The 11569-nt window shown below is 72.2% G+C and carries 11 protein-coding genes; 1 reads left to right on the forward strand and 10 read right to left on the reverse strand.

All coding sequences use genetic code 11. The features are described from left to right. From ACLHRZ_RS10805 to ACLHRZ_RS10850, 10 genes are all read right to left on the reverse strand, one after another. Nucleotides 1–1012, reverse strand: a 1012-nt coding sequence (locus ACLHRZ_RS10805; protein WP_490418110.1) for a Gfo/Idh/MocA family protein, incomplete at its 3' end; no start/stop codon positions are given. A gap of 33 nt (nucleotides 1013–1045) precedes the next feature. Then, nucleotides 1046–2518 (reverse strand): NDP-hexose 2,3-dehydratase family protein, encoded by a 1473-nt coding sequence (locus ACLHRZ_RS10810; RefSeq protein ID WP_490418111.1) that lies wholly within the window; start codon nucleotides 2516–2518, stop codon nucleotides 1046–1048. Beyond that, on the reverse strand, nucleotides 2499–3293 hold the full coding sequence (locus tag ACLHRZ_RS10815; protein ID WP_490418112.1) for a thioesterase II family protein: 795 nt from the start codon (nucleotides 3291–3293) through the stop codon (nucleotides 2499–2501). Before ACLHRZ_RS10815 ends, ACLHRZ_RS10810 begins: the two co-directional genes overlap by 20 nt. Then, complete coding sequence (locus ACLHRZ_RS10820) at nucleotides 3290–3895, reverse strand: dTDP-4-dehydrorhamnose 3,5-epimerase family protein (protein WP_490418113.1); 606 nt, start codon at nucleotides 3893–3895, stop codon at nucleotides 3290–3292. The genes ACLHRZ_RS10815 and ACLHRZ_RS10820 overlap by 4 nt, the downstream gene beginning before the upstream one ends. Continuing rightward, nucleotides 3882–4871, reverse strand: a complete 990-nt coding sequence (rfbB, locus tag ACLHRZ_RS10825) for a dTDP-glucose 4,6-dehydratase (protein WP_490418114.1) — start codon at nucleotides 4869–4871, stop codon at nucleotides 3882–3884. The genes ACLHRZ_RS10820 and rfbB overlap by 14 nt, the downstream gene beginning before the upstream one ends. Nucleotides 4872–4912: 41 nt before the next feature. Beyond that, nucleotides 4913–5800, reverse strand: a complete 888-nt coding sequence (rfbA, locus tag ACLHRZ_RS10830) for a glucose-1-phosphate thymidylyltransferase RfbA (protein ID WP_490418271.1) — start codon at nucleotides 5798–5800, stop codon at nucleotides 4913–4915. Between the two features lie 35 nt (nucleotides 5801–5835). Beyond that, complete coding sequence (locus tag ACLHRZ_RS10835) at nucleotides 5836–6981, reverse strand: DegT/DnrJ/EryC1/StrS family aminotransferase (protein WP_490418115.1); 1146 nt, start codon at nucleotides 6979–6981, stop codon at nucleotides 5836–5838. Continuing rightward, entirely contained in the window at nucleotides 6978–7427 is a 450-nt protein-coding gene (locus ACLHRZ_RS10840; protein ID WP_490418116.1) for a sugar 3,4-ketoisomerase, read from the reverse strand. Before ACLHRZ_RS10840 ends, ACLHRZ_RS10835 begins: the two co-directional genes overlap by 4 nt. Before the next feature lie 35 nt (nucleotides 7428–7462). Continuing rightward, on the reverse strand, nucleotides 7463–8725 hold the full coding sequence (locus tag ACLHRZ_RS10845) for a cytochrome P450 (RefSeq protein ID WP_490418117.1): 1263 nt from the start codon (nucleotides 8723–8725) through the stop codon (nucleotides 7463–7465). An 89-nt stretch (nucleotides 8726–8814) separates the two neighbouring features. After that, nucleotides 8815–10035 carry a macrolide family glycosyltransferase gene (locus ACLHRZ_RS10850; protein WP_490418118.1) on the reverse strand — a complete coding sequence of 407 codons (1221 nt, stop codon included), beginning with the start codon at nucleotides 10033–10035 and terminating at the stop codon, nucleotides 8815–8817. A gap of 334 nt (nucleotides 10036–10369) precedes the next feature. On the opposite strand from ACLHRZ_RS10850, the gene ACLHRZ_RS10855 reads away from it, so the two are divergent. Further along, nucleotides 10370–11551 carry a cytochrome P450 gene (locus ACLHRZ_RS10855; protein ID WP_490418119.1) on the forward strand — a complete coding sequence of 394 codons (1182 nt, stop codon included), beginning with the start codon at nucleotides 10370–10372 and terminating at the stop codon, nucleotides 11549–11551. Nucleotides 11552–11569: the final 18 nt, after the last annotated feature.

Genomic DNA, 11569 nt, shown 5'->3' on the forward strand with positions numbered 1-11569 from the left:
CCCCCCCCCCCCCCCCCCCCCCCCCCCCCCCCCCCACCGCCGTCTCCCGCAGGGCGTCGAGCAGCAGGGCCTGTGCCCGCGACTCCCGTCCGAGGACGGCGAGCGGGCCGGCCGTCCCCTCCGCCTTCCGGACGACGGCCTCGAAGAAGCCCAGGATCGCGGCGAAGTGGTCCTCGGCGGGCAGCCGGATGTCGGTGCGTTCGGTGCCGACGGCGAGCCGCAGCGTGGGCGGGTGGCCGGCGGCCGTGGTGAAGACGTGGTCGACGGAGAGGGTGCCGGCGCTGCCCTGGATCTCGTACCAGGAGCGGTAGTGGTGCTCCAGGCCGAACCGGATGTGGGCGGGGATGCCGTCGGGGCGGTGCAGCAGCGCGGCCCCGGAGACGTCCACGCCGTACCGGGCACTGTGCCGCAACACGGCTCCCGCCGGGGCGAGTTCGGGGCCCAGGAGCCGCAGGGCCGCGCGCAGCGGGTAGACGCCGGTGTCCAGCAGCGCGCCGCCGCCGGCCGCCGGGTCGTACCGGGTGTCGTCCGCGGGCCGGGGCGGGACGGTGAAGGCCGCACCGACGGCACGGATTTCGCCCAGGACGCCGTCCTCCAGCAGTTCTGCGACGCGGCGGTGCTGCCCGTGGTGGAGGAACATGAAGTTCTCCAGCAGCACCAGCCCGCGCTGTTCGGCCAGCCGGAACAGCCGGGCGGCCTCCTCGCCCGTCGTGGCCAGCGGCTTCTCGACGAGGACGTGCTTGCCGGCCAGCAGCGCCCGTTCGGTCCACTCGGCGTGCTGCATGCTCGGCAGGCACACGTAGACGGCGTCGGTGTCCTCCCGTTCCAGCAGGGCCGCGCAGTCGGGGACGGCGGTGCCCCCGAAGCGGTCGGCGAACTCCCGGGCGCGGGCCTCGGTGCGGCTGGCCATGGCCGTCAACTGCAGGCCGGGGGTGCGCAGCAGGGCGGGCAGGGTGCGGCGGGCGGCGATGTCGGCACAGCCGAGGAGGGCGAGGCGCAGCGGGGCGGGCATGGGAGTCCTGGGGCAACGGGGGGCGGCGGGCGGTCAGTAGAGGGTGTGGGCGCACACCACGAGGGTGCGCAGTTCGACGTCCAGGTAGTTGCTGTGCTCCATCAGCTCGGTGAGCTGGGCGAAGGTCAGCCAGAGGTAGTCGTCCGGGACGTCCTCGGGGAAGGTGTCGGGGACGTCGACAAGGGTGTAGCGGTTCTGGGCGTGGTAGAAGCGGCCGCCCTCCTCGGAGAGCACGGCGGAGTAGCGGATCCGCCCGGGCGGTGCCGTCACCACGGTGTCCAGGTACGGGGGTGCCGGCTCGGGGCGCGGGCCGTCGTGGGCCGCGGGCCGGCAGTGGACGGTGGGGGAGAACTCGGCCACGTTGAGGGTGCCCACGTCGGTCCGGGCGTGGACGAGCGCGTGGGCGACACCGTTGATCCGCTTCACGAGCAGGGCCATCAGCCCGGGTGCCTGGGGCTGGATCAGGGGCTGGCTCCAGGAGCCGACCTCGCGGTTGCCGGTGGTGATGTCGGCGGCGATGACGCGGAAGCGGTGCCCGGAGGCGTGCCCGATCTCGTCCCCGGTCTGCCGCCAGGAGTCGGCGCCGACGGTGTGCAGCGGGACGAGCCGCTGTTCGTGGCGGCGGGTGGCGCGGATGCCGGTGAGCCGGCCGAGGACCTCGGAGTCGGTGTGCAGCGGGGCGGCCGCCGGGTCGTAGAAGGAGCGGAGCACCGGGCCGCCGTGCGGGCCGGGGCCGGCCCCGGCGGTGGGCAGGCAGGCGAGGATCGACCGGGTGTCCATGTTCACGACGTTGTCGAGCAGCAGCAGGTGGCGCAGCTGGCCGAAGGTCAGCCAGCGGAAGTCGTCGCCGCACTCGGGTTCCTCGTCCGGGCCGATCTCCACGACCATGTTGCGGTTGCGCTTGGCCAGGAACCACTCGGCCTGTTCGGACTGGAGGACGTCCACCAGGACCCGGGAGCGCGAGCGGTCGAGGAACAGGTCGAGGAAGGGGATGGACCGGCCCCGGTGCACCCCGGTGAAGTTGCTGCGCGTGGCCTGGACGGTGGGGGAGAGCTGGAGGGTGTTGACGTTTCCCGGCTCCATCTTCGCCTGCATCAGGAAGTGCAGCACCCCGTCGATCTCCCGGGCGACGATGCCCAGCAGCCCCACCTCGGGCTGGACGATGATCGGCTGCCGCCGCCCCTGCGGGGGCAGGTGGTCGGCGTGCACGTGGAGACCCTCGATGGTGAAGAACCGGCCCGACTCGTGCCGCAGGTTGCCGTCGTCGGGGTCGAAGAGCCAGCCCCGCAGGCCGGAGAAGGGGATCCGGGCGATCCGCGTGCGGCCGGCCCGGGTCCGTTCGGCGAGCCAGCCGGGCACGAGGTCCGTCGGCATGGCGGCGCTTTCGAAGACCTGAGCGGAGGCCAGCAGCCTGCGCGCGGTCCCGGCACGGTCCGCGGGGGCGGGGGCGGTCCGGGCCCGCGGGCGCTCCGGGCTCTCCGTGCCGTCAGTGTTCCGTACGAGCATGGCCCAACGCCTCCTCGATGATCCGGCAGACCGTGTTCACATGGTCCTTGAGGTAGAAGTGACCGCCGGGCAGGATGCGCACGGCGCACGGGCCGGTGCTCATGTCCGCCCACAGAGGCGCGTCGGCGGCGGGCGCGTGCTCGTCGCGGTCCCCGCCGAGCACGGTCAGCGGCAGGTCGAGAACGGGGCCCGGGCGGTGCCGGTAGTCCGCGGCCGCCCGGTAGTCGGCGCGCAGCGCGGGCATCACCAGCCGCCGCATCTCCTGGTCCGCGAGCAGCGCCGCGTCGGTGCCCTGCATCGCGGTGATCTCGGCGAGGATCCGGTCGTCGCCGACGGGCGTGGCAGGGCCGGCCCCGGACCGGGACGGCGGCCTGCGGGACGACAGGAACAGGTGCACGGGCCGTGCCGCACCGTCCGCGGCCAGCCTGCGGGCCGTCTCGTGGGCCACGGTCGCGCCGAGGCTGTGCCCGAAGAAGGCGAACGGCTCGCCCGTCCAGCGCAGCAGTTCGGGCAGGAGCGCCTCGACGAGCGCGCCGACGGAGTCGAGCGGCGTCTCGTGCCGGCGGTCCTGGCGGCCCGGGTACTGCACGGCCAGGACCTCGACGGAGGCGTCGATCGTGCGGGCCAGCGGCAGGTAGGCACTGGCCGCGCCGCCGGCGTGGGGGAAGCACACCAGCCGGACGGCGGGAGCGGCGGAGGGCCGGTACCGGCGCAGCCACACGGCGTCGTCGTCGGGCAGCGGGGCGGGGGAGGAAGGGGTGGTGAGGACGGTCATGAGTGCGCGGGCTCCTGGGACGGCCGGAGCAGTCCGGGGTCGTGGCGGGGGAGTCGGCCGGAGGCCAGGACCTCGGCCAGGGACGGGGCCGCGGCGTCCTTGGCCGAGCGGACGGCGGGCGCGGCCAGGTCCCAGGGCAGCGCCAGCTCCGGGTCGAAGGCGTCGATGTCCACCATCGCACCGGGCGTGTACTCGGCGGACAGCAGGTAGTTGACGCAGGTGTCGTCGGTGAGGGCCAGGAAGGCGTGGCCGATGCTGCCGGGCATGTACAGGCTGATACCGGAGGCGGCGTCGAGGCGGGTCGCCGCGTGCTGCCCGAAGGTCGGCGAACCGACCCGCAGATCGACCATGAAGTCGAGTACGGCGCCCCGGGTGCACGTCACCAGCTTGCTGCCGCCGGGCGCGACGTCGAGGCAGTGCACGCCGCGCAGCACGCCGCGGTGCGAGACGCTGTTGTTGACCTGCCGCACGGTGAACGGCAGTCCGGTGGCCCCGGTCAGCGCGCTGTGGCGGGCCGTCTCGTAGAAGCAGCCGCGCTCGTCGGCGATCCGCTCGGGCAACAGCCGGTAGGTTCCCGGCAGTCCCGTCTCAGTGACCTGCACGGCCGGCCTCCTTCAGCGGCTCCCACCAGGACCGGTGCTCCCGGTACCAGGCGACGGTGGCCGCCAGCCCCTCGGCGAAGGGCACGCGCGGGGCGTAGCCGAGTTCGGCCGAGGCCTTGGCGATGTCCACCGAGTACCGCCGGTCGTGCCCCTTGCGGTCGGCGACCTGCCGGACGGACTCCGGTCCGGCACCGCACAGTTCGAGCAGCCGGCCGGTCAGCTCCCGGTTGGTCAGCTCGGTGCCGCCGCCGATGTTGTACACCTCGCCGGGGCGGCCCTTGACCGCCACCAGGGCCAGGCCCCGGCAGTGGTCGTCGACGTGCAGCCAGTCACGGCTGTTGCCCCCGTCCCCGTACAGCGGCACCGGCCGCCCGTCCAGCAGGTTGCCGACGAACAGTGGGATCACCTTCTCCGGATGCTGGTAGGGGCCGTAGTTGTTGGAACAGCGGGTGACGCACACCTCCAGGCCGTGTGTGCGGTGGAAGGCCAGCGCCAGCAGGTCGGAGGCCGCCTTGGAGGCGGCGTAGGGGGAGTTGGGGGCCAGCGGGTGGTCCTCCGGCCAGGAGCCCGAGGCTATCGACCCGTACACTTCGTCCGTCGACACGTGCACGAAACGGCCGGCTCCCGCGTCCACGGCCGCCTGCAGCAGCGTCTGGGTGCCCAGGACGTTGGTGCGGACGAACGCGGAGGCGTCGGCGATGGAGCGGTCCACGTGCGACTCCGCCGCGAAGTGCACCACCAGGTCCGTCCCGCGCATCAGCCGCGCCACCAGGGCGGCGTCGCAGATGTCACCGCGGACGAAGTCCAGCCGCGCGTTCCCGGCGACCGGCGCGAGGTTGGCCGGGTTGCCGGCATAGGTGAGGCTGTCCAGGACCGCCACCGACGCCCCGGCCAGGTCCGGGTACGCCCCGGACAGCAGTTCTCTGACGAAGTGCGAGCCGATGAAACCCGCCCCTCCGGTCACCAGGACACGCATGGGGCAACAGCCTTTCTCCCGAAGGGGACGGACGGAGGTGGTCAGGCGGCGGAGGGGCCCGCGGCACGCCGGGCGATGTCCATCACGTAGGCGCCGTAACTGGAGTTGGCGAGCTCGGAGCCCAGCTCCAGGCACTGCTCGGGGCTGATGAACCCCATCCGCAGCGCGATCTCCTCCAGACATGCGATGCGTTCGCCCTGCCGCTGCTCCAGCAGCTGGACGTACTGGCCGGCCTGCAGCAGCGAGTCGTGCGTGCCCATGTCGAGCCAGGCGAAGCCGCGCCCGAGCTCGGTGAGGCGCGCCCGGCCCTGCGCCAGGTACGCCGCGTTGACGTCGGTGATCTCCAACTCGCCGCGCGCGGAGGGCTCCAGGCCCCGCGCGATCTCCACGACGTCGTTGTCGTACAGGTACAGCCCGGTGACCGCCAGCTTGGAGCGGGGGTGGTGGGGCTTCTCCTCCAGCGAGACCAGCCGGCCCTCGGCATCGATCTCGCCGACGCCGTAGCGCTGCGGGTCGTGCACCGGGTAGCCGAACAGCTCGCAGCCGTCGAGCCGGGCCGCGGCCTGCGCGAGCACGCTGGAGAACCCGGGCCCGTGGAACACGTTGTCCCCGAGGATCAGCGCCACCGGGCTGTCCCCGATGTGCTCCTCGCCGATGAGGAAGGCCTCCGCGATGCCGCGCGGCTCGTCCTGCTCGGCGTAGCCGATCCGCAGCCCCAGCCGCGAGCCGTCGTGGAAGAGGGTGCGGAACATCTCCAGGTGGTTCTTGGCCGAGATGATCTGGATGTCCCGGATCCCCGCCAGCATCAGCACCGACAGCGGGTAGTAGATCATGGGTTTGTCGTAGACCGGCAGGATCTGCTTCGACAGGGTGCGCGTCAGGGGCCGCAGCCGGGTGCCGCTGCCCCCGGCCAGGATGATCCCCTTCAGCGGGCGTCCGCCGGCCGTGCGGGCCGCGGTCTGCGTCATGAGCTCTCCTCCGTAGCCTCCCGGACCGCCGCGACGACGGTCTCGACGTCCTGGTCGGAAAGCTGCGGGCCCATCGGCAGGCTCAGCACCTCGTCGGCCAGCCGCTCGGTGAACGGCAACCGGCCGAGGGCGGAGGCCTCCTGCGCGTAGGCGGGCGACCGGTGGACCGGCACCGGGTAGTGGACGAGGGTCTCCACACCGGCCGCCGTCAGGGAGCTCTGCAGCCGGTCGCGGTCCGTGCTGCGCAGCACGTACTGGTGCCACACATGCTCGGCCCACGGCTCGACGCCGGGCAGGGCGATGCCCGGCAGCCCGGCCAGGCCCTCCCGGTAGCGGCGGGCGACCTCTGCGCGCCGCGCGTTCCAGGCGTCCAGGCGGGACAGCTTCACCCGCAGCACGGCGGCCTGGAGCTCGTCCAGCCGGGAGTTGGTGCCGTGCGACTCGTGCCGGTACTTCTCGCGGGAGCCGTAGTTGCGCAGCAGCCGCAGGCGGCCGGCCAGTTCGGGGTCCTGCGTCACCACGGCCCCGCCGTCGCCCAGCGCCCCGAGGTTCTTGCCCGGGTAGAAGCTGAACGCCGCCACGTACCCCGAGCCGATCCGCCGCCCCCGGTAACGGGCACCGTGCGCCTGCGCGGCGTCCTCCAGCACGGGCACTCCGCGCCGCGCGGCCACCGCCTCCACCGCGTCCAGGTCGACCGGGTGCCCGTAGAGGTGCACCGGCATGATCGCCTTGGTGCGGGGGGTGCAGGCGGCGTCGATCCGCTCGGGGTCCATCAGGTACGAGCCGGCCGCCGGCTCCACCGGCACCGGGCGGGCCCCGGTGGCGGACACCGCCATCCACCCCGCGATGAAGGTGTGGGCCGGGACGACGACCTCGTCGCCGGGGCCCACCCCCAGGGCGCGCAGGCCCAGTTCCAGCGCGTCCATGCCGCTGGCCACGCCCACACAGTGGGCGGTGCCGCAGTAGGCGGCGAACTCCTCCTCGAACGAGGCGAGTTCCTCGCCCAGCAGATAACGCCCGGAGAGGACCACCCGGTTCACCGCTGCCATGACCTCGTCCTGGACGCCGGTGACCGTGTGCAGCTCCCGCAGGTCGTGGAAGCGCACCCGGGCGCCGGCCCGGGCGGGCGCGCCGGCGCTCATCGCGTCACCTCGGCGGCCGCCCGGAGGAACTCGTCGTAGTCGCGGTAGTAGTCGGCCTCGTCGTAGTGGCACGACGCCAGGACGAGGCTGACGGCCCCGGCCGAGAAGTCGCTCAGGTCCCGCCAGACCATCGGCCCCACGTACAGGCCCACGCCCGGGTGGTCGAGGTGGTACTTCTCCTGGTGCAGCCCGTCGTCGACGGTGATGGTGAAGCTGCCGTGCGCGGCGATGACCAGCTGCTCCAGTGCGCGGTGGGCGTGCCCGCCGCGGGAGGCGCCCGCGTCCACGTCGTGCAGGTAGTAGATGCGCTGGATCGTGAAGCCCGCGGTCCATTCGGATTCGACCACCGACAGACTGCCGCGCTCGTCCTTGTGCTGTTCCAGGCCGATGAGGCGGCAGGGTTTGACCCTGCCGACGCCCACCGGCCCGGTGGTGTTCGTTTCCATGGAACCCTTCCCGGTCGTCACGGTCTCGGCTGCGGTCAGGCGTGCACCACACGCACCGGAAGGTGACGTGCCGTCAGCTGGTCGGCCTCGTAGAACTCGGCGTTCTCGTGGTCGACGCCGAACGAGGCGAACCTGTCGAAGACCAGGTCGAGGAAGACCTTCGCCTCCATGCGGGCCAGGAACGAGCCCAGGCAGTGGTGGATGCCGTGGCCGAAGGCCATGTGCTTGTTGGCGGAACGGCGGATGTCGAAGACGTCCGGGTCCGGGAACTGCTTCGCGTCCCGGTTCGCCGAGGCGCTCCACGCGATGACCATCTGGCCCGCCTTCATCGGCACGCCCAGGATGTCGGTGTCCTGCGTCAGGAGACGGAAGACGTTGTTGAACGGGCTGCGGTAGCGCAGGACTTCCTCGATCGCGCCCGGGATCAGGGACCGGTCGGCCCGCAGTTCGGCCTGTGCCTCCGGGTGCTCCTCGAGCACGATGAACAGGTTGCTCAGCAGCGTCGCACTGGAGATGTGGCCGGCCGTGAGCAGCAGCGCGACGATGTTGAGGATCTCCTCGTCGGTCAGCCGGCGCCCGTCGACCTCGGCCTCGATCAGACCGCTCATCACGTCGTCGCCCGGCCGGGCCCGCTTCTCGGCGATCCGCGCCTGCAGATAGGCGGCCCACTCCTTGATGGCGGGACCCATGGTCTCGGCGAAGTCGTCCGGCAGGTTGGGGTATTCCATCCCCTCGTTGTTGAGGATGACCTCGACCCACTCCCGGAACAGGTCCTGGTCCTCCGCCGGAATGCCCAGCATCTCCGCGATGATGGTCACCGGCAGCGGGTAGGCCAGATCCGTCACCGCGTCGATGACGGGCTTGTCGCCCAGCCGGTCCAGCAGTTCGCGCGTCAGCTCCTCGATGCGCGGCTCCATCCCCGCCATCCGGCGCGGGGTGAACGCCTGGCTGACGAGCTTGCGCAGCGGAGCGTGCCGCGGCGGGTCGATGCCGCCGAAGGTGCCCGGGCCCATCAGCAGGGCCAGTTCCTCGGGCACGGGGAACACCGGCGAGAAGTCGGAGGAGAACAGCTGCGGTTCGGTGGACACCGTCAGGTAGTCCTCGTAGGAGAAGACCTGCCAGGCGTGCCGGGTCGCGTCCCAGAACACCGGCGCCTCCTCGCGGGCGCGGGCGAACCACTCCAGCAGGCCGCGCGCGTCGGCCCCTTCGGGCTGGGCCAGCGGATGCGCCGCGGCGTCGCCCGGCACCTCGTCGACGGGGCCCGTGACGTCCACGGACTCCGCGCTCTGCGTCGTCATATCGGATTCCTCGAATCGGGAGAGAGGGTGGGGGAGGACAAACGGCACGGGGGAGCGGGGCGACCGGCCCGGCCCCGAAGCCGCACCGGTCAGCCGGCGGCGGGGGCCAGCAGGCGCTCGATCGCGTCGGCCGCGGCGGCCGGACCGCCCGCCGCCTCGATCTCCGCCCGCATCCGGGCCACGTTCGCGGCGATGCCCCGGTCGGCGGCCACGGCCAGCACCGTGGAGCGGATCAGCTCGGGCGAGACGTCCTTGCGCAGGACCTTCGCCCCCAGCCCCAGTTCGGCCACCCGCCCGGCGGTGGCGTGCAGCTCCGCCATCTGCGGTACGGCGACGACCGGCACGTTCTCGGAAACGGCCTGGAGCGTGGTGCTCGTACCACCGTGGTTGATCATCACGTCGGCGTGCGGCAGGACATCGCCCTGCGGAACGAAGGAGTGCACCTGGATGTGCGCCGGCACCTCGCCCAGCTCCTCCTCGGACACCCCGCCCGCGTGCGCCATGACGACGTCCCACTCCAGCTCCGCGAACGCCTCCACACACGCCCGGAAGAACCCCGGCTGCTTGTTGTAGAGCGTCCCCAGACTGATCAGCACCAGCGGCCGCCCGGTGCGCGGCGGCTCCCACGACCCGTGGAAGCTGTTGGCACTCGTGCACGGGCCGACGAAGCTGACCTCCTCGCCGAAGGTGTCGCCCGCGTACTGGAACGCCCGCGGAAGATAGACCAGCGCCGGACCGCCGTGGACATCGGCCGCGAACTCGCCGATGCTCTTCGTCACCCCGTGCCCGGTCAGCAACTCCTCGATCCGCCCGAACAGCTCGCCGGTCTCCGGGTCCTCCCGCTGCTCGTCCGCGGGATCCACCGGCGGATGCAGCGACCAGTGCTCGTTGGCCACGTACGTGGGCGTGCTCCGGATCACCGGCGCCCCCCACTTCGCCGCGAGGATGCTGCCGCTCCAGAACGAGGACGGGTCGCAGACGAAGACGTCGGGCCGGTCCTGCGCGAAGTGCGCCTCGAACGCCGGAAGCGTCTCCAGTGTCAGGTCCAGCATCCACTTCATCATGTTCACGAACTCGTCCTGGTCCGTGTACGCGTCCGAGTCCTGCTGCGGCACCATCGTGCTCAGGAAACGGTCCTGGTCCATCGGGAACGGCACCATCGCCGCGCCCGTCCCCAGCACCCGCTCGGTGTAGTTGTCCGACAGCGCGTAAGTCACCCGGTGCCCACGCGCGACCAGCTCCCGCGCCACGGACAGCGTCGGATTCACATGACCTGCCGCTGGAAGAATGAAGAACGCGATATGCGCCATCGCAAGAGCCTTTCGGGGCGGGAGAGTCGGTGCCGGAGAGCGGCTGAAGGGGCCGGAGAATCATCGGCCGTTCGACCGAACGGAACGTACGGGGCGCGTTGATCAAGGCGCAAGAGCGAACCTGACATAGTACTGCGCGCCGTGCTGCGAGCACCCTCCGCAACCGTGAAACCCGTTTCGGCAGAGGCCACTTGGAGCCTCCCGGAGACCTGACACAGTCGGCCCGGTCCGTGCCCCCGGCCTCCTGACGCTGGTGTTAGGTGACAGTGCCCGCGTTCAGAGGAGAAGCAGCATGTCCTGCCCCGTGACAGGCGGTTCACCAGCCGGAACACCCTTGCGGACGTTCCCGTTCAGCGACCGCGTCGACCTCGGCATCGACCCCGAATACGCACACCTGCGCGCCCACGAACCCGTGGTGCGCGTCCGCATGCCCTACGGGGGCGAGGCATGGCTGCTCACCCGCCACGCCGACATCAAGAAGGCGTCGGCGGACCCCAGGCTGAGCATGAACGCGGCCGCCGACCACGACGTCCCGCGCGCCGCACCCCGGCCGCTGGACTCGGTCGGCCTCATGGGCATGCCGCCCCAGGCCCACGCCCGGCTCCGCCGCCTGGTCTCCCGCGGCTTCACCGCCCGCCGCATCGCCGCCATGCGGCCCCGCATCACCGAGATCACCCATGCGCTCGTCGACGACATGATGGCCGGCGGATCACCGGCCGACCTCGTCGAAAAGCTCGCACTCCCCCTGCCGACGGCCGTCATCTGCGAGATGCTCGGCATCCCGCACGCGGACCGGCACATCTTCCGCGCCTTCACCGACGCCCTGATGTCCGCCACCCGCTACACGGACGAGGAAGTCGCCCGGGCCGCCGACGACTTCGCGCAGTACCTGCGCGGCTACGTCGCCCAGCGCCGCGCGCACCCCCAGGACGACCTGCTCTCCGCCCTCGTCGAAGCCCACGACGAGGGCGACGGACTCACCGAGAACGAACTGCTCATGCTCACCGGCGGCATGCTCGTCGGCGGCCACGAGACCACCGCCGGCCAGCTCTCCGGCCAGGTGGCGCTGCTCCTCGCCGACCGCACGCGCTACGAGACGGTGTGCGAGCGGCCCGCTCTTGTACCCACGGCGGTGGAGGAGTTGCTGCGCGCGATCCCCCTGTGGGCCTCCGTGGGCCCCACCCGCGTGGCCACCGACGACGTGGAGATCGGCGGAGTGACCATCCGCGCCGGCGAAGCGGTCGTGTACTCCCTGGCGTCCGCCAACCGCGACGACGACGTCTTCGAGCGCCCGGACGACATCGTCCTGGACCGCACCGTCAACCCGCACATCGCCTTCGGCCAGGGCCCCCACTTCTGCCTCGGCGCCCCCCTGGCCCGCCTGGAACTCCAGTGCGCGCTGGAGGCCCTCGTCACCCGGCTGCCCGGACTGCGCCTCGCAATCCCCGGCGACCGGCTGGCCTGGCACCCCGACATGCTCGTCCGCAGCCTGGTGACCCTGCCCGTGGAGTGGTGAACCCGCCACACCCCGACT

It is taken from the genome of Streptomyces sp. AM25, assembly GCF_058146165.1.